Genomic DNA, 22,914 nt, shown 5'->3' on the forward strand with positions numbered 1-22,914 from the left:
AGGCTGGGGAGCATGATCCTGCCTGCGCCCCGCTCTGTTGCCAGAGGCACCGGTCTGGCGGCGCTGGGGCTGGGGACCGCGTACCTGCTGCACCTGACGTACCTGCTCGGCTGGACGTCCGGGTCGCTGGAGTGGGAGATGGGGCCGTACCTGCTGGTGTGTCTGGGGTCGGCGGCGCTGATCTGGTCGCTGGCGGCCCGCACGGAAGCGCCGGGTGCGTGGCGGTGGGTGGCGACCGGCACGTTCAGCTGGGGGATCGGGAACGCCCTGTACACGCTGGGGGACGTGCAGGCGGGCGTGCTGGGTTTCACGGACCCGTGGTTCCTGGCGTTGCCGGTCTGCATGCTGCTGGCCTTCCGGCTGTTCGAGCGGCGCTGGCCGTCGCTGCCGTCGCGGGAGGGGCAGCTGGACGTGGCGGCGCAGGTCATGGCGACCGGGGCGTACCTGTGGTTTTTCGTGCTGGCCGAGCAGATGCAGCGCGCCGGGCCGTCGCTGCTGTCGAATCTGGTGTCGGCGCTGTACCCGCTGTCGGATCTGGTGCTGCTGACGCTGCTGCTGGCGCAGACGTGGCGCGGCCCGGACGGCGCGCCGCGCGGCATGGGGTTCCTCGCGGCGGGCATGGTGCTGTTCGTGGTGGCGGACACCGCGTACATCTTCCTGGCGTTGCGGGGCGAGTACCTGGGCAGCATGTGGCCGGACGCGCTGTGGCCGCTGGCGGCGCTGCTGTTCGCGGCGGGGGCGTGGCAGGCGGGGCGGCCGCGCCCGCTGAGGAGCGGCGCGCCGCGCCGGCCGCGTTCGTTGTGGTACGGGCCGCTCGCGCCATACTCGGCGCTGCTGGCGGGATTCACGCTGCTGGGCGGGGTGGGGTTGTCGCTGGAGGCGCGGGGGGCGCTGTACGCGACGTTCTTCGCGGCCGTGTTCGTCGCGGCCCGGCAGACGCTGACGCTGCGGCAACTGGAGGACAGCCGCGCGCGGCTGGAATTCCAGTCCCGGCACGACGCACTGACCGGGCTGGGCAACCGCCGGCAGCTGCACCTGTCCCTGGAGGCCTGCGCGGGCCACGCGCAGGGAACGGGCGTCCTGATCGTGGACCTGGACGACTTCCGGTTCGTGAACGAGGCGCTCGGGCACCGGGCCGGGGACGCGTTCCTGCAACGGACGGCCGCCACGCTGCGGGATCAGGCGGCCGCGCTGAACGGCGAGTGCTTTCACCTGAGCGCCGACGAGTTCGTGGTGATCGTCCCGGCCACGCACGAGGAGACGCTGCGGGCGGCGGGCGAGACGCTGCGGGCGGCCCTGCGGGAACCCGTCACGCTCGAGGGGCAGGTGCTGAACATCACGGCGTCGGTGGGGGCGGCGCTGCGGCCGGCGGACGGAGGATGGAGCGGCGCGGCCCTGCTGCGGCGCGCGGACCTCGCCATGAAGGAGGTCAAACGCAGCGGCGGGAACGCCGTGCGGCTGTTCGATCCGCTGCGCGACGACGAGGCCGCCGCGCGGCGCGTGACGATCGAGACGCGGCTGCGCGGCGCCGCCGAACGCGGGGAACTGCAACTGCACTACCAGCCGCAACTGGAGCGCGGCGGGCAGCGCGTGCATTTCGAGGCGCTGCTGCGCTGGCAGGACGCGCAGCTGGGCGCCGTCTCCCCGGCCGAGTTCGTGCCGGTCGCGGAGGGCGCGGGCCTGATGGTCAGCCTGGACCGCTGGGTGATCGCGCAGGCGTGCCGGCAGCTGGCCGCGTGGCGGGCGGCCGGGCGGGAGTGGCAGGTGGCGGTGAACATCAGCCCGCCGAACCTGGTGCGGCCGGATTTCCTGCCGTTCCTGCTGCGGACGCTGCGCGAGCATGACCTGCCGCCCGCCGCGCTGAGCCTGGAGGTCACGGAGCGCCTGCTGATCGAGAACGAGGCGCAGGCCGCGCAGACCCTTCAGGCCCTGCTGGACCTGGGAATCGAGGTGGCGGTCGATGATTTCGGGGTGGGACAGTCGTCGCTGTCGTCGTTGCTGCGCCTGCCGATCAGCGTGCTGAAGGTGGACCGGGCGTTCGTGACGGAACTCACGGGGGACCGCGCGGACGGGCAGGCGGCGTTCAAGGTGGTGCAGGCGGTCGTGGGGCTGGGCCGCGCGCTGAACCTGCGGGTGGTGGCCGAGGGGGTGGAAACGCCGGAGCAGGCGCAGCTGCTGTGGGAACTGGGCGTGGACGCCCTGCAGGGCTACTGGATCGGGCGGGCCGCGCCGCCGGAACTGCTGACCGCAGCGCCCGGCGGCGCGGCGTGGCCGGCGCCCGGCGTTGTCTGACCTGCAAAGACACGGGGGACACCGGGCTGCGGCGGCGGTGTTACCGTGGGGTCATGACGACCACCGCCGAGAAATCTGCCGCCCGTGACACGGCACTCTTCGACCTGATCGCCCAGGAGGCCGAGCGGCAGCGTCTCGGGCTGGAGCTGATCGCTTCCGAGAACTTCACATCGGCGGCGGTGCGGGAAGCGCAGGGCAGCATCGTGACGAACAAGTACGCCGAGGGCTACCCCGGCAAGCGCTGGTACGGCGGGTGCGAGGTCGTGGACCGCATCGAGCAGCTGGCCATCGACCGCCTGAAGGAACTGTTCGGCGCGGCGTGGGCGAACGTGCAGCCTCACTCGGGCAGCAGCGCGAACCTCGCGGTGTACAACGCGCTGATCCAGCCGGGCGACACGGTCCTGGGCATGGACCTCAGCCACGGCGGGCACCTGACGCACGGCAACCCCGTGAACTTCTCGGGCCTGCGCTACCGGATCGTCAGTTACAAGGTGAACCCCGACACCGAACTGATCGACATGGAGGAAGTCCGCCGGCTGGCGCATGAGCACCAGCCGAAGATGATCATCGCGGGGGCCAGCGCCTACAGCCGCACCATCGACTTCAAGGCGTTCCGCGAGATCGCCGACGAGGTGGGCGCGATCCTGTTCGCGGACGTCGCGCACATCGCGGGCCTGATCGCGGGCGGCGTGCATCCGAATGCGCTGCCGCACGCGCACGTGGTCGCCAGCACCACCCACAAGACCCTGCGCGGGCCGCGCGGCGGGATCATCCTGAGCAACGACCCGGAACTGGGCGCCAAGATCGACCGGGCCGTGTTCCCCGGCTACCAGGGCGGGCCGCTGGAGCACGTGATCGCCGCGAAGGCCGTCGCGTTCGGCGAGTGCCTGACCGACGAGTTCAAGGCGTACGCCGCGCAGATCATCCGCAACGCGCAGGCGCTCGCAAAGGCCTTCCAGGACAAAGGGTACCGCGTGGTGTCCGGCGGGACCGACAACCACCTGTTCGTGCTCGACCTGCGCCCCCAGGGCCTGAACGGCACCAAGGCCACGCGCCTGCTCGACGCGAACCACATCACGATCAGCAAGAGCACCCTGCCGTACGACACCGAGAAGATCCTGCACGGCGGCGGCATCCGCATCGGCACGCCCGCCGTCACCACGCGCGGCATGGTGGAAAGCGACATGCAGACCGTCGCAGACCTGATCGACCGCGCCCTGAAAGGCGAGGACGTCAAGGCCGAAGTACATGCCTTCGCGGGCGGCTTCCGGATTCCCTGAACCCGGCGCGCCACCCGGCAGGGCAGAGGCAGTGGGGGGATTCCCTCACTGCCTCTGCCCTATCCGCCTCTGCTCTGTCTGTCCTGCCCGGCCCGCAGGCACCGACATCCGACCCTCCCCCCCCAGCGCGACGCACCCGCCGCCTGTGAGAATTCCGTCAATTCGCGTGGCATAGTGGGAACATCCATGACCGAACCGCCCACCCCACAGGTCAGCTACGCTGAACTGACCCTGCAACTCACCCGGCTGGGCCTGAACGCCCCGGACCTCGGCAGCGCCATGCAGCCCGTCCTGGACGCCCTGGTCACCCACACCGCCGCCGACGGGGCCGGGTACTTCCAGTGGTGGGAATCCGAACAGACCTTCCGCATCCGCGCCGTCAGCGGCCGCCACCCCTGGCACGCCACGTCCGGCCTGCCCGCCACGCTGCCGCTGATCCAGGCGCTGCGGGCCGCTGACAGCGTCAGCTTCTACACCGACACCCTGACCCACCCCGCCGCGACCGGTTTCCCGGCGCTGGGCATGCACGCCCTGATCGCCGCGCCCGTCCACGACCGCCAGGGCCACCTGATCGGCGCGCTGCTCGCCCACGCGCACATCCCGCACGTCTGGACGGACATCGAATGCGCCCTGACCGGCAGCGTCACCGGCCTGCTGGCACTGCTCGCCGCCCGCCTGGACGCCGAGGAACGCGAACGCGAGGCGCACGAGAGCGCCCTGCGAACCCTGGGCCTGTTCCTAGAAGCGCGGGACGCCGAAACGCACGGCCACACCGACCGGGTCACGCAGCTCGCCGTGCGGCTGGGCCGCGCCCTGAACCTCGACGAACCCAGCCTGTGCGCCCTGCGCTGGGGCGCGTACCTGCACGACATCGGCAAGATCACCCTGCCCGACGACGTGCTGCGCTGGCCCGGCCCGTTCAGCCCCGCGCAACGCGAACGGATGCGCGTCCACGTCGAGGAGGGCGTGTCGCTGGCGCAGCAGCTGACGTTCCTGCCGCAACCCGCCCTGGACGTCATCGCCGCCCACCACGAACGCTGGGACGGCAGCGGCTACCCGCTGGGCCAGCGCGGCCAGAACATTCCCCTCCCGGCCCGCATCTTCGCCGTGTGCGACGTGTTCGACGCCCTGACCAGCAACCGTCCCTACAAGCACGCCTGGAGTACCGACGAGGCGCTGGCCTTCGTGCAGTCCGCCAGCGGCACGCACTTCGACCCGCAGGTCGTGCAGGCCCTCGTGAAGGTTCTCGGGCACCACGCAGCGTAAGCAGACAGCATAGTAAGAATAGCTTATTCTGCCTGAAGACAATCAGGTGCTACGGTAGCCCATGCACCCCGAACAACTCCTCCAGGCCTACGCCGACGCCGTCCACGCCCGCGACGCTGAAGCCCTGCTCGCCCTGTACCACCCGCACGTCACCGTGTACGACATGTGGGAACACTGGCTCTACGACGGCCAGCCGGCATGGCGCGGCATGGCGCGGCATGGTCGAGGGCTGGTTCGCCAGCCTCGGCGACGAGCGGGTGCAGGTCACCTTCGACGATGTCCGCAGCACCGTCACGCCGGAGATGGCCCTCGTGCACGCCTTCGCCACCTACGCGGGCCTGAATGCCAGCGGCGAACGCCTGCACGCCATGAACAACCGATTGAGCCTCACCCTCACCCGCAGCGGCGACGGCTGGTTGATCCTCCACGAACACAGCAGCGCCCCCGCCGACTTCAGCAGCGGCAAGGTCAACCTCCACCGACCAGCGTAGACTCGCCCAGCAGAAGGCCGCACCTCTCCCCTGACTGGGGCGGCGCGGCCTTTCCGTTTCGTCACGGCTGGTGGTCGTCCTGGAAGATGTCCTCGATGCGCTGCCCGAACAGGCGGGCTAGTTTGAAGGCCAGCGGCAGGCTGGGGTCGTACCGGCCGGTTTCCAGGGCGTTGACGGTCTGGCGGGACACGTCGAGCTGATCGGCGAGATCGGCCTGCGTCCAGCCGCGCGCGGTGCGGAGTTCGCGCAGGCGGTTGTTCATTCGCCGTCCTTCCAGCGCAGGTAGCGGTTGGTGGCCCACATGATCAGCATGGACCCGACCAGGGCGAGGTACACCGGCCAGAACGGCAGGGGCGGCGGGGTGGTCAGCGGGGCGCCCGCGGTGTTCATCGTGGACAGGAAGCTCCAGAGGAGCAGCAGGGCGACGGCGTTCGACAGGAACATGCCGGTGACCATCCAGGCTTTCAGGAAACGCAGTCGGGCGCGTTCGTCGAGGACGCGGTACTGCCGGAACCAGATGAACTGGCCGCCGATCAGGGAGGCGGTCATCAGGGTCCAGTGGGCGCCGAAGTTGGTGGGGTAGCGGGCAGCCAGCAGGAACAGGGCGATGCAGACGATGATGAACAGCAGTTCCAGGCGGCGCATCTGGCTGAACTGGCGGTCGCGGCGGGTGGGCATTCGTTCCGATTTCATGGGAGCCTCCAGCATGTCAAGTTTGCTTGACTCACCCTAACCGGCCGTCCCCCGCGCTGTCAAGTGATCTTTACATCGCCGAAACCGAAAAGGCGGGCCTTCACGCCCGCCTCCTCTTCCCTGCCTACGCTCAGCGGGGCAGGACGCTGGTGCCCATGAGGTGCTGGTCGATGGCGCGGGCGGCCTGACGGCCCTCGCGGATGGCCCACACGACGAGGCTCTGGCCGCGGCGCATGTCCCCGGCGGCGAAGACACCTTCGACGTTGGTGTGGTAACCGCCCTCGTCGGTGTGGGCGTGGGCGTTGCCGCGGGCGTCCTTCTGGATGCCGAAGGCGTCGATAACGCTGCCGACGGGGCTGACGAAGCCCATGGCGAGCAGGACGAGGTCGGCCTTGTGGACCTCCTCGCTGCCGGGGATTTCGGTCAGCTGGCCGTCCCTCAGTTCCATGCGGACGGTCTTGACGCCCGTGACCTTGCCGCCCTTGCCGATGAATTCCTTGGTGGCGATGGCGAATTCACGCACGGCGCCTTCCTCGTGGCTGGTGCTGGTGCGGAGTTTCATGGGCCAGTAGGGCCACACGAGGGGTTTGTTCTCCTGTTCGGGCGGCTGGGGCATCACCTCGAACTGGGTGACGCTGGCGGCGCCGTGGCGGTTGCTGGTGCCCACGCAGTCACTGCCGGTGTCGCCGCCGCCGATCACGATGACGTGCTTGCCGTCGGCGCGCAGCTGCTTTTTCAGCTTGTCGCCCGCGTTCACGCGGTTCTGCTGCGGCAGGAACTCCATGGCGAAGTGAATGCCGTCCAGCTCGCGGCCGGGGGCGGGCAGGTCGCGGGGCTGCTCGGCTCCGCCCGCCAGAAGGACGGCGTCGAACTCTGCTTTCAGTTCGTCGGGCGTGACGGTCTGCTTGCTGAGGTTCGTGATCCGGCTGCCCTCGGGCCACGCGCCTACCAGCACGCCGGTGCGGAAGGTCACGCCCTCGGCCTGCATCTGTTCGACGCGGCGGTCGATGTGGTGCTTGTCCATCTTGAAGTCGGGAATGCCGTAACGCATCAGGCCGCCCACGCGGTCGTTCTTCTCGAACACGGTCACGTCGTGCCCGGCACGCGCGAGTTGCTGCGCGGCGGCCAGCCCGGCGGGACCCGAACCGATCACGGCGACCTTCTTGCCGGTCTTCACGGCGGGGGGTTGCGGCGTGACCCAGCCTTCCTGCCAGCCGCGTTCGATGATGCTCAGCTCGATGCTCTTGATGCCGACCGCGTCGCCGTTGATGTTCAGGGTGCAGGCGGCCTCGCAGGGGGCGGGGCAGATGCGACCCGTGAACTCGGGGAAGTTGTTCGTGGAGTGCAGGGTGTCCAGCGCGCTGCGCCAGTCGTCCTGGTACACGAGGTTGTTGAAGTCCGGGATGATATTCCCGACGGGGCAGCCGTTGTTGCAGAACGGAATGCCGCAGTCCATACAGCGCGTCGCCTGGAGGCGGGCGGCGTCCGGGGCGAGGGGCAGCAGGAACTCGTGGTAGTGCTTGAGGCGCGCGTCGACCGGGGCGTACTGGTCCTTGATGCGCGGCTGGTCGAGGAAGCCGGTGATCTTGCTCATGCGTGCTCCGGTGGGGGGGCAGCGCCCGCCGCCTGAACTGGGCGGGCACTGGGAGGGGCTTCGACGGGACTCATCCGATTCCACACCATGTCAGAAGGGCGCTGCCATGCTGTTCCATCTCCTGAGTCCCGTCCAGACTCGTACTCGCATCCGCTCGGCTCCGTTCAGCACGGCACTGAACGGAGCGGAGTGTTACTTGGTGAGCGTGCCCTGCGCCGCCACGGGGTTGCCGGGCTGCGCGGTCTGCATGCTGGTCGTGTCGGCGGCCTGGACGGTGCCGGCCTGGGCGCGTTCGCGCAGGGCGCGCTGGTATTCCTTGGGGAAGACCTTGACGAAGCGCTTCAGGCTGTTCTCCCAGTCGTCCAGCAGTTCGGAGGCGCGCTGCGAGCCGGTCCACTTGTGGTGGCTTTCGAGCAGGCGGCGCAGGTGCGCCTCGTCGCTCTGGCCCAGGTGCAGGGCGCCGCCCGTCTGGGCGAGTTGCTGGTCCTCGGGCAGCAGGGGGTGCAGGTCGACCATGCTGGTGTTGCAGCGCTTGGCGAAGCTGCCGTCCACGTCGTACACGTAGGCGACGCCGCCGCTCATGCCGGCCGCGAAGTTGCGGCCGGTCTGGCCGAGCACGACGACGGTGCCGCCAGTCATGTACTCGCAGCCGTGGTCGCCGGTGCCTTCCACGACGGCCTCAGCGCCGCTGAGGCGCACGGCGAAGCGTTCGCCTGCCACGCCCCGGAAGAAGGCCTCACCCGAGGTCGCGCCGTACAGGACGGTATTCCCGACGATGATGTTCTGCTCGGCCTTCCCGCGGAATTCGATGCTGGGGCGCACGACCACGCGGCCGCCGGACAGGCCCTTGCCGGTGTAGTCGTTCGCGTCGCCGATCAGGTACAGGGTCAGGCCGGGGGCGAGGAACGCACCGAAGCTCTGGCCGCCGGTACCTTCCATCTGGATGAACACGGTGTTGTCCGGCAGCCCTTCGGGGCGCACGCGGGTCAGTTCGCCCGACAGCATCGCGCCGACGGTGCGGTTCACGTTGCGGACGTCCTGCAGGAAGTGCACCTTCTCGCCCTTCTCGAAGGCGGGGCGGCACTTCTCGATCAGGTGCAGGTCGAGCGCGCCGCTCAGGCCGTGGTCCTGGGTGTGGAGGTGGCGCACTCCGACCTCCCCGGGCACCTCGGGGCGGTAGAAGACGCGGCTGAAGTCCAGGCCCTGCGCCTTCCAGTGCTCGATGCCTTTCTTCGTGTCGAGCAGGTCGGCGCGGCCGATCAGGTCGTCGAAGGAGCGGATGCCCAGGCTGGCCATGATGGCGCGGACTTCCTCGGCGATGAAGAAGAAGAAGTTGATGACGTGCTCGGGTTTGCCCTGGAAGCGGGCGCGCAGCACCGGGTCCTGCGTGGCCACACCGACGGGGCAGGTGTTCAGGTGGCACTTGCGCATCATGATGCAGCCCTGCGCGACGAGCGGCGCGGTGGCGAAACCGAACTCGTCGGCGCCGAGCAGCGCGGCGATCACAACGTCGCGGCCGGTCTTCAGCTGCCCGTCGGTCTGCACGCGCACGCGGTCGCGCAGGCGGTTCAGGACGAGGGTCTGCTGCGTCTCCGCGAGGCCCAGTTCCCAGGGGGAGCCGGCGTGCTTGATGGAGCTCCAGGGGCTGGCACCCGTGCCGCCGTCGTGCCCGGCGATCACGATGTGGTCGGCCTTGGCCTTGGCGACCCCGGCGGCGATGGTGCCCACGCCGACCTCGGAGACGAGTTTCACGCTGATGTCCGCGCGGGGGTTCACGTTCTTCAGGTCGTGGATGAGCTGCGCGAGGTCCTCGATGGAGTAGATGTCGTGGTGCGGGGGCGGGCTGATCAGGCCCACGCCGGGCACGGAGTGGCGCAGGAAGCCGATGTACTCGCTGACCTTCCCGCCGGGCAGCTGGCCGCCCTCGCCGGGCTTGGCGCCCTGCGCCATCTTGATCTGGATCTGGTCGGCGCTCGTCAGGTAGTTCGTGGTGACGCCGAAACGGCCCGAGGCGACCTGCTTGATCTTGGAGCGCAGGGAGTCGCCGGGTTCCAGCGGGTAGTCCACTTCAACCCTGCTCTCGCCGAGGATGCTGGCGAGGGTGTGGCCCTCACCGATGGTCTCGCCGCGCATCTCGCGTTCGTAGCGGGCGGGGTCCTCGCCGCCCTCGCCGGTGTTGCTCTTGCCGCCGATGCGGTTCATGGCGACGGCCAGGGTGGTGTGCGCCTCGGTGCTGATCGAGCCGAGGCTCATGGCGCCCGTGGCGAAGCGTTTGACGATCTCGCTGGCGCTCTCCACTTCTTCCAGCGGGACGGGCGTCACGCCGTCGGTGCGGAATTCGAACAGGCCGCGCAGGGTCATGTGCCGCTTGCTCTGGTCGTTGATGATCCGGGCGTACTCCTCGAACGTGGCGTAGTTGCCGCTGCGCACCGAGTGCTGCAGCTTGGCGATCGAGTCCGGCGTCCACATGTGCTCCTCGCCGCGCACGCGCCACGCGTACTCGCCACCCGCGTCGAGGTTCTGCGCCAGCACGGGGTCGTCGCTGAACGCGCCGCGGTGGTTGCGCAGGGCTTCTTCGGCCACCTCGAAGATGCCGATCCCGCCGACCTGGGTGGGCGTGCCGTAGAAGTACTTCTGCACGAAGTCGGTCTTCAGGCCGACCGCCTCGAACAGCTGCGCGCCGCAGTAGCTCATGTACGTGCTGACGCCCATCTTCGACATGATCTTGCTCAGGCCCTTGCCGATGGCCTTGATGTAGTTGGAGATGGCCTTGTGCGCGTCGATGCCGTTCAGGGCGGGCATGCCGGGCACGTCGGTGTGCAGGTTGATCAGGGTTTCCAGCGCGAGGTACGGGTGGATGGCTTCAGCGCCGTACCCGGCGAGCGCGGCGAAGTGGTGGACCTCGCGGGCGTCACCGGTCTCGACGACCAGACCGACCTTCATGCGCAGCCCCGCCTTGACGAGGTGGTGGTGGATGCTGCTGAGGGCCAGCAGGCTGGGAATCGCGACGCGTTCGCGGTCCACGCGGCGGTCACTGATGACGATGATGTTGTGGCCGCTCTCGATGGCGTCCACCGCCCAGGCGTTGATGGTCGCCAGTTTGGCTTCCACGCCGCGCGCGCCCCACTCGGCGGGGTAGGTGATGTCGAGGTCGTACGCCTTGAACTTCCCGCGGGTGTGTTCCTCGATGTTGCGCACGCGGGCCATGTCGTCGAAGTCCAGGATGGGCTGCTCGACTTCCAGGCGCAGCTGCGGGTTGACCGCATTGATGTCGAGCAGGTTCGGGCGCGGCCCCACGAACGACACGAGGCTCATGACGACCGACTCGCGGATCGGGTCGATGGGCGGGTTCGTGACCTGCGCGAACAGCTGCCGGAAGTAGTTGAACAGCGGCTTGTTCTTGCCGGACAGCACGGCCAGCGGGCTGTCGTTGCCCATGCTGCCGATGCCTTCCTCGCCGGTCAGGGCCATGGGGCCCATCAGGAACTTCAGGTCCTCCTGGGTGTACCCGAAGGCCTGCTGGCGGTCCAGCAGCGACTCGCGGAACTGCCCGACCGTGCCGGTCTCCTCGCTGTCGTCCAGGCGGAAGCGGGTGTTCTCCACCCACTGCGCGTAGGGCTTGGCGGACGCGAACTGGTTCTTCAGTTCGTCGTCCTCGATGATGCGGCCCTGCTCGAAGTCGATCAGGAACATGCGGCCCGGTTGCAGGCGCCACTTCTTGACGATCTTGCTCTCGGGGACGGGCAGCACGCCGGATTCGCTGGCCAGGATGACCAGATCGTCGCGGGTCTGCACGTAGCGGGCGGGGCGCAGGCCGTTGCGGTCCAGCGTCGCGCCGACCTGTCGGCCGTCGGTGAAGACCATCGCGGCCGGGCCGTCCCAGGGCTCCATCATGCTGGCGTGGTACTCGTAGAACGCGCGGCGGCGCGGGTCGAGGTTGGCGTTCTGCTCCCAGGCCTCGGGGATCATCATCATGGCGGCGTGCGCCATGGGGTACCCGGCCAGCGTCAGCAGTTCCAGGGCGTTGTCGAAGGTGGCGGTGTCGCTCTCGCCCTCGAAGGAGATCGGGTAGAGCTTCTTCAGGTCGTCGCCCAGTACGGGGCTCTGCATGATGCCCTCGCGGGCGCGCATCCAGTTGAAGTTCCCCTTGACGGTGTTGATCTCGCCGTTGTGCGCGACCATGCGGTACGGGTGCGCCAGCGGCCACTCGGGGAAGGTGTTCGTGCTGAATCGCTGGTGGACCAGGGCCAGCGCGGAGGTCACGCGCGGGTCCTGAAGGTCGAGGTAGTACTCGCCGACCTGCGTGGCGAGCAGCAGGCCCTTGTAGATGACCGTGCGGCACGACATGCTCGGCACGTAGTACTCGGCGCCGTGCGTGAAGTTCAGCGCGCGGATGGCGTTGCTGGCCCGGCGGCGGATGACGTACAGCTTGCGCTCCAGCGCGTCCGGGACCAGCGTGTCGGGCCCCGCGCCGATGAACACCTGCCGGATGACGGGTTCCTTCTCGCGCACGGCGGGGCTCATGGGCATCTCGCGGTTGACGGGCACGTCGCGCCAGCCCAGCACGACCTGACCCTCGGCGACGATGGCACGTTCGAGTTCCTGCTCGCAGGCGCGGCGCGAGGCGATCTCCTTGGGCAGGAAGATCATGCCGACGCCGTAGTCGCCCAGCGGCGGCAGGGTCACGCCCTGCGCGGCGAACTCGGCGCGGTAGAACTCGTCGGGAATCTGGATCAGGATGCCCGCCCCGTCGCCCATCAGGGGGTCGGCGCCGACCGCGCCGCGGTGGTCGAGGTTCTCGAGGATCTTCAGGCCCTGCTGCACGATGGCGTGGTTCTTGTGCCCCTTGATGTGCGCGACGAATCCCACGCCGCAGGCGTCGTGCTCGGCGCCGCTGTACAGGCCCTGCTCACGGGCGAGGTTCAGTTCCGCGCCGCTCGCGGGGGTTACGGGGGTGTGCGGCGCCTCAGCCGGCGTCACCCGGTTGTCTGTTCTGTTCATGTTGACGCTCCCATCTCGCTCGTGACTCGCTGGCCCGCAGGGTGCAGGCTGCTAGAATCACCATACAGAGAGATGCATGTCTATGCAGGGCCGTTGTTTATAACGGGTCCAATGTTCTGTGCACACTTTTCTGCACATCCAGCCACTTTTTCCGCCACCCGGCGCAATACCCGTCCCCCACCGAGCACTTTGCTTCCCGAAGGTTGCCCATCCGGACACTCCGGGCGCAAGGATCGCCGCGCACGCCCCGGCACCCGCCGCCCAGCGCGCCCACCTTCATGCAGCGGGTGACCGCCCCGCCCGGAAGCCAGCGCCTTCCTGCGCGCGCCGCCGGGGTGGGCAGCCCAGTCCATCGGAGTCCGTCTCATCAATGATGCGGACACTGTTCAAGCGCCAGATGTGACCGGCATGGACAACATCTTCTGTCACGCCATTCCTGCTCACCCCCTCCCAGCCTCCCCCCTCAAGGGGGAGGGGCAAACAACACGGCGTGGTCATCGCTGGTCTGACCTGAAGGGATGAACCTGTCCGCACCATTGATCACACGGACTGCCGTTTGTTTCGCTGGCAATCCGGAACTTCACCGCCCCTGCCGGCTCCACGTCCGGCAGCCCGCTGTTACTCCCACTCTGCGGAGCAGCTCTCCGAGTCGCATCCGCTCGGACCGGGCGGGCTTTGCAGCCCATTCAATCGGAGTCCGTCTCAGGCGGGGGTCAGCTGAAACAGCGCCAGTTCCGGTTCGCACAGGTTCCGCAGCGGCAGGCCGCTCAGGCCCAGGCCCCGGCTGACGTAGGCGGGCGTGCCGTGCGCGCCCTGCACCCAGCCCATCGCGTACCGCTGCCCGTAGCGGCTGGGCACCACCGGGGCGCCCAGGCCCGGCAGCCGCACCTGCCCGCCGTGCGTGTGCCCGCACAGCGTCAGTCCCGCCGGGCGCGGCAGGTCGGGCAGCAGGTCCGGGTTGTGCGTGACGAGCAGCGTGGCCCGCCCCCCCGCCCCGGCCAGTGCGCCCGTCACGTCCGGCGTGCCGAACCACAGGTCGTCCGTGCCGCCCACCCAGGTGTCTTCGCGCAGCGCGCGGCCCGTGTCGCGCAGGACCGTCACGCCGGCCCGCGCGAACTCGGCTTCCAGTTCGGCGCGTTTCGCGGTCCAGTCCGCGCGGGGCGCGCCGTACTGCCGGCCCCCGTACCGCCCGAAACTGCCGTAGTCGTGGTTGCCCCACACTGCGAAGGTACCCAGCGGCGCCCGCAGCCGGCGCAGTTCGCGCAGCAGCGGTTCCGGCGGGGCGTCCATGCGGGCGTCCAGCTGATCGCCCCCCAGCAGGACCACGTCGGGCCGCAGGTCGTTCGTGGCGTCCACCCAGGCAGCCACGCTGCCCGCACCGATGAACAGCCCGTAGTGCAGGTCCGTCAGGAACGCCACGCGCAGCGGGGCGCGCAGGCCCGGCAGGGCGCGGGCGTGTCGGGTCACGCCGAACCGGTAGGCCTGCGCCGCGCCCGCCCCTCCGGCCGCCAGGGCCGCCAGACCTCCGCCTCCCAGGGCGCGCAGGACGTGGCGGCGGGTCACGGTCATGCCCTTACCCTAGCGTCCGGGCCGGTCGGGGGGCGTCCACCGGAAGGTGCACGCGGGCGGCGCGGTAGACTGCCGGGATGCACGCCGAGCCCGAGAATCTGCTGGTCATAGACGTACTGGACGACGACGCCGGACTGGCCGACGTGGAGGACCTGCGCGGCCGCACCTTTCAGCTGCCGGCCGAGTGGCTGCCCGGCGCGGCGGACGGCGCGGCGTACCGCGTGACGCTCAGCGGCGGGCAGGTGACGTTCACGCCCGACCCGCACGGCGCGGCCCGCCTGCGTGAGCGCAGCAAGCAGACGTTGCTGGACTTCAGTGACGAGCACGACGCCGGAGACGGCGCGTGAGCCGCCAGATCCTGATCATCCCGGACCTGCACGGCCGGCCCGACCTGCTGCGCGCCGCGCTCGACCGCTTCCCGGACGCGCATTACGTGTCGCTGGGCGACGCCATCGACCGTGGCCCGCGCTCCATGCCGGTCGTGGAGGCCCTGATGGACCTGCACGCCGCCGGGCGCGCCACGCTGCTGATGGGCAACCACGAACGCATGATGGAAGAGGGCGTCCGGTGGTACCGGCAGTACCTGGGCACGCACGACCTGGGCGACTACCGCCGCGCCATGGAAGGCTACCAGTGGTGGATGCGCGCGGGCGGCGAGACGGTCCGCACCGAGCTGGGCGGCCTGACCCTGGAGAAGTTCCCGCCGCTGCTGGAGGCGTACCTGAAGGTCCTGCGGCGCGTGGTGTACGTGACGGCCGACGGGGACATCCACGACGAGCCGCCCCCGCACCCCAGCGTGCTGATCGCGCACGCCTCGCCGCCTGTGCGGCACCCGCAGCACCCCAACCCGCTGTCGGCGGCGCTGTGGCTGCGGCCCTTCGAGGGACCGTTCCCGCTGCCGGACGGCGTGATGTACTCCGTGCACGGGCACACGCCGGTCCCCACGCCGTCCCGGCTGGGCCGCCACCTGTACCTGGATCTCGGCGCGTACGACACGGGCCGGCTGGCGGTCGCCGAGGTGAACGTCCACGGGCTGCCGCAGGTGACGGTGTTCTGCGGGCGGGGCGACCCGGCGCGCGCCCGCAAGTACGCCCGCTTCGGGGAGCCCATTCCGGTCACGCCGGTCGACCTGCCCGGCGCGCCCCCCCGGTAAGCGCCCCCCAACCGGGCCTTACCCCAGGCGTTTGAGGTCGTCCTGCCGGTCCGACAGCCACTGCGGCGGCCCGGCGCGCACCACGACGTCCTCCTCCAGCCCGATGAAGCCGTGGCCGGGCACCATCACGCCGAGTTCCAGGGTGTACACCTCGTTCTCGCGGACCCCGCCCTCGACGGTCTGCCCGTAGCGGGGCCAGCGCGGGCCAAGGAGGGTGCCGCCGTCGTGCGTGGCGCGGCCCAGGCCGTGGCCCAGCGCGTGCTGGTACTCGGGGTACCCGGCGGCGACCAGCGCGGCGCGGGCGGCGGCGTCCACGGCGTGGCCGGGCGTGCCGGGGCGCAGGGCGTCCGCGCCCGCCTGGATGGCCTGCCAGCAGGCGCGGAAGGCGGCCTGCACGGCGTCCGGCACCGGGTTCCCGTCGGGCAGGCGGTACACCCGCTGGATGTCCGAGCAGTACCCGTGGGCCAGCCGCACGCCGTAGTCGATGTGCAGCAGCGCGCCGGGGATCAGGGCGTGGTCGCCGGGCGGCGCGTGCGACGGGGGGCTGTCCGGGCCGATGTGCACGTTCGGGCAGGCGTTCCAGCCCCACGAGGGCTCGGCGCCGTCGCGGCGGCACAGGCCGTGCAGGAAGGCTGCCACGTCCCGTTCCGTCCAGCCGGGGCGGGCGGCGGCCGCCATCTCGCGCAGATGCGCCTCGGCCAGGTCCACCGCCTCCCGGATCGCGGCCTGTTCCCCTGGGGTCTTGACCGACCGCAGCTGGCCCAGCAGCGGCGCGGCGCTGTCCCACTCCAGATTCAGGTCCGGTCCGGGTTCCAGCCAGCCGCGCACCCGGCGTTCCAGACCGGAGGTCAGGCCGTCGCACAGCGGGTCGTCCTCGCTGATGTTCAGCAGCACGCGCCGCGCACCCAGCCGCGTCACCTCGGCGCGCAGCAGGACGCGCAGGTCGGCGTCGTAGCCGTGCACGGTCCAGCCGGGCGGCACGGCGTCCGCGTCGAAGCGGCCCACGATCGCCACCGCCTCCGTGCGGGTCAGCAGGAACAGGCTGTCCCAGGTGACGTCCATGCCCGCCACGAGCGTCAGGGCCGGTTCCGGGCGCACGCCGGACTCGCGCGCGGCGATCAGCCACACCTCGCCCTCACCGAGCAGGGCCTGCGCCTGCCGCCGCTTGCCGTCCTGAAGCGCGTTCGCTGCCGTGTTGGGGGCCATACGGCAGCATACGCCGCACCCGCAACCGCCGCTACGGCGCCTGTTGCCGGAGCAGGGCCTGTGCCTGCGCCAGCGCCTCCGGGGTGTCCACGTCCAGCAGCAGTCCGGCCGGGAAGGTCAGCGTGAGCGCCTGCGCGGCGTGCTCGCGGATCAGGTGGCGGGGGCCGTGGTCGGCGTCCGGGGCGTCGCGCACGGCCGCGAGCAGGTCCGCGCGGAACAGGTGCGGCGGGGCGCGTACCGGCCCGGCGTCGGGACCGGCGTCCGGGTCGCCGTACTCGGCCAGCACGACGGGCGCGCCCGTCTCACGGAAGGCGGCGATCAGGGCGGCGTGCTGCGCGGCCCCCAGCAGCGGCATGTCGGCCAGCGCGAAGTTCACGCCGGCCAGCCCGGCCGGGAGGGCCGCCACGGCCACCCGGAAGGAACTCGCCAGTCCGCGCGCCGGGTCCGGATTCACCACGAACGAGAACGGCAATCCCGCCAGCGCCGCGCGGATGCCCTCGCCGACCTCGCCGGGCGGCACGACGCACAGCAGCGCGTCGTGCCCGCCGCCCGCCAGGGCCTGCGCGGCGCGGCGGACCAGCGGCACGCCCGCGACCGGCAGCAGCTGCTTGGGGCGGCCCATGCGGGCGCTGCGTCCGGCGGCGAGCAGCACGCCCGCGACCGGCGCGTGGGAAGGCAGGGTCATGCCGGCATGGTAGTGCAGGCCAATCTTTCTTCAACCCGCCGCGCCTTACAATGGCGGCGTTCACTTCAATTCGGGTGTGGCGCGCGCGCCGCCGGGAGGACCGCTATGAAACTCAGTTACTCAGGTCAGGAAAAAGTGCAGGCGCCGCCCGCCGCCGTGTGGGCGTTCGTGCAGGACCCCGAACGGGTGGCGCGCTGCCTGCCGGACGTGCAGGAGGTCGTCGTGCACGACCAGACGCACATGGACGCCACCGTGCAGGTGGGCGTGGGCATGGTGCGTGGCAAGTTCAAGTTCAAGATCGAGGTGCTGCCCGACGAGGCGCAGGGCCGCGTGAACGTGAAGGTGCAGGGCGGCGGGCTGGGCAGCGTCGTGGACCTGACGGCCGGCGCGAACGTCGTGGACAACGCGGACGGCACCACCACCCTGGACTGGACCGGGGACGCCACCATGCGCGGCCCGGTCGCGACGGTCGGCGGGCGCCTGCTGGACGCCCAGGCGCAGAAACTGATCTCCAAGACCTTCGAGAACATGAGCGCGCACGTCGGCGCGGCCAGCGCCGCGACGGCCTGAATGACCGTCCGGACGCCGCCCGCGCACCGGCCCTCGTGGCGGGCGGGCGCGTCAGGATTCCGGCAGGTCAGGCCGGGCGGGCGGCAGCGCCAGCGGCGCGCGCAGCGGTTCGGCGCGGATCAGGCCGTGCGGCGAGACGCTCAGGACCTGCCGTTCGGCCAGGGTCCACAGGGCGCGGTGCGCGGCCATCTCGCTCGCGGCGTCCCCGCGCGGCGCGAGCTGGTCGAGCAGCGCGGTGTAGCGCAGCGGCGCGTCCTGCCCGCCGGCCCAGCCGGTCACATTCACGACGGCCTGCATGACCTGCCGCTCGGCGGGCGTCTGCGCCTGGGCCAGCAGGGTCTGGCGGGCGCGCAGGCGGGCGGCGCGGGCCTCGCGTTCGGCGCGGCGCCGGGCCAGGACCGCCAGGGCCTGCGGGTCGGGCGGGGTGGCCTGAGCGGCGCGGCGTTCGGTGATCAGGCGTTCCAGGCGGGCGTCGGCGCGTTCACTCAGCTGGTCGCGGACCTGCGAGCCGCGCCGGCGCAGGCTCTCGGCGGCGCCGCCGACCGGCCCACGCAATGCCTGCGTGGCGGCCTGCTGCGCGGCCCTCACGGGATCGGCGGGCATGTCGGTGTCGGTCAGGGCGCGGCCCAGGCGGATCAGGGTGTTCAGGGTGCGGCCGGTCTTGCTGCTGCGGCTCATGGGTCCTCCGGGGAAGCGGGTGCCGGCGGGCGCTGCCCGGCCGGGCCGTCCGGGTTCAGTGTGCCTCAGCGGGGGGCGGGTTGCATCCTCCGTCCGGTGGAGTTCCTTCACCTGCCGCGCGGCCCGAGACGCGCGCGCGCCGCCCCCTCCGGTGCGGAGTGGGGGCGGCGCGGATGACCTGCCGGGCGGGGGGTTCAGGCGGCGCTGTGCTGGGCGGCGTGCTGCGCGCCGGGCTGGGCGGGGAGCGGGGTGTCCGCGAGGCGCTGCGGGGCCAGCGTGACGGCCGGGGTGACCTCGCGGACGGGACGCAGCGCGCCGACGGCCAGTCCGACGAGCGCGGCGGTCGCCACGGCCATCCACAGCAGGCCGGCGGCGGTGGGGTCCAGCACGACGGTCAGGATCATCAGCGGCGTGACGATCACGCCGTGCGCGAGGGCCGGCAGGGCCACGTTCCCGCCGGCCGCGTGGGCCTGCGCGAACCGGCGACCGAAGTGCAGTCCGGAGGTCAGGGCGATCAGGGCGCACAGGAGCAGGGGCAGGGTCATGCGGTCACCGTAGCGGGCGGCCTCTCACGGTCCCGTCACCGGCCCCGCCCGGCCCGAACATTAAGATCGCGGTCTGAAGTGGCTGGAGCCGCGCCAGGAGAGAGAAACATGTCTTGTAAGAATTGCTGTCAGACGCCCACGCCGCCCCTCACCCCCCCCACCGACCTGAGGGCCGCATGAACGCCGCGCCGCCCGGTCCGGCCGAGTTGCAGGCGGCCTTCCTGGCGCGCGGCTACGTGGCCGACGACGCCCTGGCGACCGCGCTGCGGCTGGTCGTGGCGCTCGGCAAGCCGCTGCTGCTGGAAGGTCCCGCCGGGGTCGGCAAGACCGAGGCCGCCAAGACGCTGGCCGCGACCCTGGGCACGCGCCTGATCCGCCTGCAATGCTACGAGGGCCTGGACGCGCAGTCGGCGCTGTACGAGTGGAACTACGCGCGGCAGCTGCTGCACCTGCGGGCCGCCGAGCTGGGCGGGCTGGGCGGCGTGACCGACGAGGACCTGTACAGCGAACGCTTCCTGATGGCCCGCCCGCTGCTGCAGGCGATCCGCGAGGAGCAGGCCCCCGTGCTACTGATCGACGAGGTGGACCGCGCCGACGACGCCTTCGAGGCCTTCCTGCTGGAACTGCTGGCCGAGTGGCAGATCACCGTGCCGGAACTGGGAACCATCGAGGCGCGCACGCGCCCGCACGTGATCCTGACGAGCAACCGCTCGCGGGAACTGAGTGACGCGCTGCGCCGCCGCTGCCTGTACCACTGGACCGAGTACCCCAGCCGCGCGCAGGAACTGGCCATCGTCCACGCGCGGCTGCCCGGCGTGAACGAGACGCTGGCGCAGCAGGTCACGAACGCCGTGCACGCCCTGCGCGCCCTGCCGCTGGGCAAACCGCCGGGCGTGGCGGAGACGCTGGACTGGGCGGCAGCGCTGGTCAGCCTGCACGCCGACCACCTGGACGCCCCCGGCATCCGCGCGACGCTGGGCGCCGTCCTGAAACTGCGCGAGGATCAGCTGCTGGCCGCGCCGACCCTGCAGGGACTGGCGGCGCAGGCGGCGGCGGGCCGCCCGCCCGGCGCGTGAGCGGGTTGGGGGCCGTCCCGCCGGACCTCGCGGCGCAGGTGTCGGCGTTCACGGCGCGGCTACGTGACCGGCACGGCTTCCTGATCGGGCCGGGCGAGACGGCCGACGCGCTGCGGGCGCTGGGGGCCGTGGACGTCCTCGCGCGGCGCGAGGTGCGAGGGGCGCTGCGGGCGGTCCTGAGCGCCAGCCCCGAGCAGCTGCGGCTGTTCGACTTGGAATTCAACGCCTTCTTCCGGGTGGAGGGCGCCGCGCAGCCAAAGCTGCCGCCGCTGCTGCCGGAAACGAAAACGCCGGGCCGCGAGGAACAGACCGACGCCGGCCAGTCTCCCCCGCCCGGCCCCGGTCAGCCGCCCGCGCCGAAACCCACCCCGGCCCCCGCCCCGGACGACGCGCCGGACCCGGACGAGGACGCGCCGGACAGTCAGGCGCCGGGCCAGCCGCTGCCCGGCGAGGAGACGGCCCCCCCGGACGACGCCGCCGTGCCCAGCCTGCGCGCCCGCCTCAGCCCGAACGCCGCGCCGGGACAGGCCGTGCAGGCCGGCGGGGACGACCTGCCGGAACTGCTGCGGGCCGCGTCGGCGCTGGTGCGGTCCCTGCAACTGGGCCGCGCACGCCGGCTGAAACCGCAGGCCAACCGGGGGCCGAAACTGGACGCCCGGCGCACCCTGCGCGCCGCCGCCCGCACCGCCGGGGACGCCACGCTGCTGCGCTGGCTGGGCCGCCCGCGCCGCGCGCCGCACTTCCTGCTGCTGATCGACGGGAGCCGCTCGATGGGCGCGGACGCCACGCTGCTGCTGCGCTTCGCGCAGGCGCTGCACCTGCGCTCCCGGCGGGTCGAGGTCTACGCGTTCAGTACCGGCCTGACCCGCCTGACGCCGCTGCTGCGCCGCGCGCCGCCCGGCGTGCCGCTGACCCTCCCGGACCTGGGGGACGCCTGGGGCGGCGGCACCCGCATCGGCGAGAACCTGCTGCGCGTCGCCCGCGAGGAACGCGCGCCCGTGAACCGCGACACGCTGATCCTGATTCTCAGTGACGGCCTGGACACCGGCGACCCCGCGCTGGTCGGCCGGGCGCTGCGGGACCTGGAGCGCCGCGCGGGCGGCGTGGTGTGGCTCTCGCCGCTGGCGGCCAGCCCGAACTACCGGCCGGTGCAGCGGGCCGTCGCGGCGGCCCTGCCGTTCCTGGACGCGCTGCTGCCGGTGGCCGGCGTGGACGACCTGCACGCCCTGCCGCGCCGCCTGCGCGCCGCCCGCCGCGCCTGATACGGACTCGGACCTGAATGGGCCGCAAAGACCGTTCAATCCGAGCGAAGTGAGTGGAAGCAACCCGGATTCCGGGCGTGGCGCCGGCAACCCGGCCCCCAGCTGACGGACCTGCCGTAAGGAGAGTGCAAGGGCCGGTGCGGTGAACTGATGGCATGACACGCTCCCTCACGGCAGTCACTCCGTCTGCGGGTCCGGGCGGCCGGCGCCTCCCGACCCGGCCACCCGGCGCGCGGGCGGTCCTGGCCGCGCTGCTGGGGCCGCTGCTGCTGGCCGCGTGCGGGTCCGGTCCGTCCGCCGTGACGGGCGGCACTCCGGGCGCCACCCCTCCGGGGGCGCTGTCCACCCGCCTGGAGCGGGTGCCGGTCAGCGGGGCGCTGGCGCAGTCCGGCACGCTGCGGGTGCGGGGCGCGGCGCCGGCCGGGGTCAGCGTGACCGTGCGGGACGCGCCGACCGGCCTGACTGTCACGCCGCTGACGCCGGTCGCCAGTGGCAGCGACACCCTGCTGCCGCTCGCCGTGAGCGGTCAGGGCAGCGGGCCGGTCACCCTGAGTGTCCGCGCGGGCAGCCGCTCGCAGGACGTGACGGTGCGGGTCCTGGGCAGCGGGCGGTACGCGCCGCCCACCCCGTACCTGGCGGGCGCGACCCGCTCGCAGGGCGCCCAGGTGCTGCTGCGCGCCACGGTCAGCGCCGACGCCGCGTTCCGCCGCAGCCTGCTGCGGTTCGATGCGGGGGCCGCCACGTTCACGTCCGTGACCTTCCCGGTGTCGGGTTTCGAGACGATCACCAGTCACGCCGTGAACGGCCCGGACGTGTGGGTGGCGGTGCGCGGCGTGACGGCCGACGGGAGTTTCCTGCTGAGGCGCGGCGCGGACGGGACCGCCCGACGCTTCCTGGCGGGAACCGTCGAGACGCTGAACAACGTCACGCCGCTCGCGGACGGGCGGGTGGCGTTCACGGCGTACGGGCAGGAGCGGGTGCTGCTGCTCGATCCGGCCAGCGGCGCGGTGGGGTCGGTCGCCACGGCCGGCGCGCCGGAAAGCCTGACGCTGGGCGCGGACGGCACGCTGTTCTTCACGCGGCGCGGCGCCAGTCCCGCCATCGTGTCCGTGAGCCTCACGGGCGGCGCGGGGCGCACGTACCCGGTCGGGACGCCCGGCGTGAGCGTTCCCGCCAGCCTGAGCGCCGCGCCGGACGGTCAGCTGTGGTTCACGGAAACCCGCACCGGCACGCTGCGCGCCCTCAACCCGGTCACGGGACAGCAGCGCGAGATCTCCCTGCCGGCCGGCAGCGGTCCCGGCGACGAGGCCCGCCCCGGCGAGATCGCCGTCGCGCCGGACGGCACCGTGTGGGCCACCGACACCGCCCACCCGGCCCTGCTGCGCGTCCTGCCCGGAGAGACAGCGGCGGCCACCGTGCCCCTGCCGGACAGTCCCGCGAACGCCCCGTCCGCCGGGCCGCGCGCCCTGCACGTCGCGCCGGACGGTCAGGTGTGGTTCGAGACGGGCGGCGCCCTCGGACAACTGAGGTAAGCAGATGGTCGAAGGTCGATG

19 protein-coding genes are annotated in these 22,914 nt (G+C 71.7%); 10 read left to right on the forward strand and 9 right to left on the reverse strand.

All coding sequences use genetic code 11. The features are described from left to right. The first annotated feature begins 12 nt into the window (after window positions 1-12). From CBQ26_RS11110 to CBQ26_RS21890, 4 genes are all read left to right on the forward strand, one after another. Entirely contained in the window at window positions 13-2,292 is a 2,280-nt protein-coding gene (locus tag CBQ26_RS11110; protein ID WP_088248708.1) for a putative bifunctional diguanylate cyclase/phosphodiesterase, read from the forward strand. A 53-nt stretch (window positions 2,293-2,345) separates the two neighbouring features. Beyond that, a complete protein-coding gene (gene glyA, locus CBQ26_RS11115) occupies window positions 2,346-3,572 on the forward strand; it encodes a serine hydroxymethyltransferase (RefSeq protein ID WP_088248709.1) in 1,227 nt (408 codons plus the stop codon). Between the two features lie 186 nt (window positions 3,573-3,758). Continuing rightward, complete coding sequence (locus tag CBQ26_RS11120; protein WP_088248710.1) at window positions 3,759-4,838, forward strand: HD domain-containing phosphohydrolase; 1,080 nt, start codon at window positions 3,759-3,761, stop codon at window positions 4,836-4,838. A 218-nt stretch (window positions 4,839-5,056) separates the two neighbouring features. Further along, complete coding sequence (locus tag CBQ26_RS21890; protein WP_172418031.1) at window positions 5,057-5,329, forward strand: nuclear transport factor 2 family protein; 273 nt, start codon at window positions 5,057-5,059, stop codon at window positions 5,327-5,329. A 61-nt stretch (window positions 5,330-5,390) separates the two neighbouring features. Here the strand turns inward: CBQ26_RS21890 and CBQ26_RS11130 are convergent, their stop codons facing one another. The 5 genes from CBQ26_RS11130 to CBQ26_RS11150 form a co-directional block, all read right to left on the reverse strand. Then, window positions 5,391-5,591, reverse strand: coding sequence for a helix-turn-helix transcriptional regulator (locus CBQ26_RS11130; RefSeq protein ID WP_088248712.1), 201 nt, complete (start codon window positions 5,589-5,591; stop codon window positions 5,391-5,393). After that, window positions 5,588-6,022: a hypothetical protein gene (locus tag CBQ26_RS11135; RefSeq protein WP_143342060.1), complete on the reverse strand. Its 435-nt coding sequence runs from the start codon at window positions 6,020-6,022 to the stop codon at window positions 5,588-5,590. The genes CBQ26_RS11130 and CBQ26_RS11135 overlap by 4 nt, the downstream gene beginning before the upstream one ends. Before the next feature lie 130 nt (window positions 6,023-6,152). Continuing rightward, window positions 6,153-7,616, reverse strand: coding sequence for a glutamate synthase subunit beta (locus CBQ26_RS11140; protein ID WP_088248713.1), 1,464 nt, complete (start codon window positions 7,614-7,616; stop codon window positions 6,153-6,155). 192 nt (window positions 7,617-7,808) lie between these two features. Beyond that, complete coding sequence (locus CBQ26_RS11145) at window positions 7,809-12,617, reverse strand: glutamate synthase-related protein (RefSeq protein WP_088248714.1); 4,809 nt, start codon at window positions 12,615-12,617, stop codon at window positions 7,809-7,811. Window positions 12,618-13,319: 702 nt separating this feature from the next. Next, a complete protein-coding gene (locus tag CBQ26_RS11150) occupies window positions 13,320-14,186 on the reverse strand; it encodes a metallophosphoesterase (protein ID WP_088248715.1) in 867 nt (288 codons plus the stop codon). A gap of 77 nt (window positions 14,187-14,263) precedes the next feature. Here CBQ26_RS11150 and CBQ26_RS11155 point away from each other — a divergent pair, with 77 nt between their 5' ends. After that, window positions 14,264-14,533 carry a hypothetical protein gene (locus CBQ26_RS11155; protein ID WP_078301046.1) on the forward strand — a complete coding sequence of 90 codons (270 nt, stop codon included), beginning with the start codon at window positions 14,264-14,266 and terminating at the stop codon, window positions 14,531-14,533. Next, window positions 14,530-15,339 carry a metallophosphoesterase gene (locus CBQ26_RS11160; RefSeq protein ID WP_088248716.1) on the forward strand — a complete coding sequence of 270 codons (810 nt, stop codon included), beginning with the start codon at window positions 14,530-14,532 and terminating at the stop codon, window positions 15,337-15,339. The genes CBQ26_RS11155 and CBQ26_RS11160 overlap by 4 nt, the downstream gene beginning before the upstream one ends. Window positions 15,340-15,357: 18 nt before the next feature. On the opposite strand, the gene CBQ26_RS11165 is transcribed toward CBQ26_RS11160, so the two are convergent. Both CBQ26_RS11165 and CBQ26_RS11170 read right to left on the reverse strand, forming a co-directional pair. Then, window positions 15,358-16,545, reverse strand: a complete 1,188-nt coding sequence (locus tag CBQ26_RS11165; protein ID WP_088248717.1) for a M24 family metallopeptidase — start codon at window positions 16,543-16,545, stop codon at window positions 15,358-15,360. 31 nt (window positions 16,546-16,576) lie between these two features. Further along, complete coding sequence (locus CBQ26_RS11170; RefSeq protein ID WP_088248718.1) at window positions 16,577-17,230, reverse strand: nucleotidyltransferase family protein; 654 nt, start codon at window positions 17,228-17,230, stop codon at window positions 16,577-16,579. A 105-nt stretch (window positions 17,231-17,335) separates the two neighbouring features. On the opposite strand from CBQ26_RS11170, the gene CBQ26_RS11175 reads away from it, so the two are divergent. After that, window positions 17,336-17,800: an SRPBCC family protein gene (locus CBQ26_RS11175; protein ID WP_088248719.1), complete on the forward strand. Its 465-nt coding sequence runs from the start codon at window positions 17,336-17,338 to the stop codon at window positions 17,798-17,800. A 51-nt stretch (window positions 17,801-17,851) separates the two neighbouring features. Here CBQ26_RS11175 and CBQ26_RS11180 read toward each other — a convergent pair whose 3' ends face one another. Then, window positions 17,852-18,478 carry a hypothetical protein gene (locus CBQ26_RS11180; protein ID WP_088248720.1) on the reverse strand — a complete coding sequence of 209 codons (627 nt, stop codon included), beginning with the start codon at window positions 18,476-18,478 and terminating at the stop codon, window positions 17,852-17,854. A gap of 194 nt (window positions 18,479-18,672) precedes the next feature. Continuing rightward, window positions 18,673-19,023: a hypothetical protein gene (locus CBQ26_RS11185; protein WP_088248721.1), complete on the reverse strand. Its 351-nt coding sequence runs from the start codon at window positions 19,021-19,023 to the stop codon at window positions 18,673-18,675. Window positions 19,024-19,199: 176 nt separating this feature from the next. Here CBQ26_RS11185 and CBQ26_RS11190 point away from each other — a divergent pair, with 176 nt between their 5' ends. The 3 genes from CBQ26_RS11190 to CBQ26_RS11200 all read left to right on the forward strand — a co-directional run bounded on the left by CBQ26_RS11190 (window position 19,200) and on the right by CBQ26_RS11200 (window position 22,893). Continuing rightward, a complete protein-coding gene (locus tag CBQ26_RS11190) occupies window positions 19,200-20,099 on the forward strand; it encodes an AAA family ATPase (RefSeq protein WP_088248722.1) in 900 nt (299 codons plus the stop codon). Continuing rightward, on the forward strand, window positions 20,096-21,361 hold the full coding sequence (locus tag CBQ26_RS11195; RefSeq protein ID WP_229844136.1) for a VWA domain-containing protein: 1,266 nt from the start codon (window positions 20,096-20,098) through the stop codon (window positions 21,359-21,361). Before CBQ26_RS11190 ends, CBQ26_RS11195 begins: the two co-directional genes overlap by 4 nt. Window positions 21,362-21,516: 155 nt before the next feature. Continuing rightward, window positions 21,517-22,893: a Vgb family protein gene (locus CBQ26_RS11200; protein WP_088248723.1), complete on the forward strand. Its 1,377-nt coding sequence runs from the start codon at window positions 21,517-21,519 to the stop codon at window positions 22,891-22,893. Window positions 22,894-22,914 lie beyond the last annotated feature (21 nt).

It is taken from the genome of Deinococcus indicus (genome assembly GCF_002198095.1).
Taxonomy (GTDB): domain Bacteria; phylum Deinococcota; class Deinococci; order Deinococcales; family Deinococcaceae; genus Deinococcus; species Deinococcus caeni.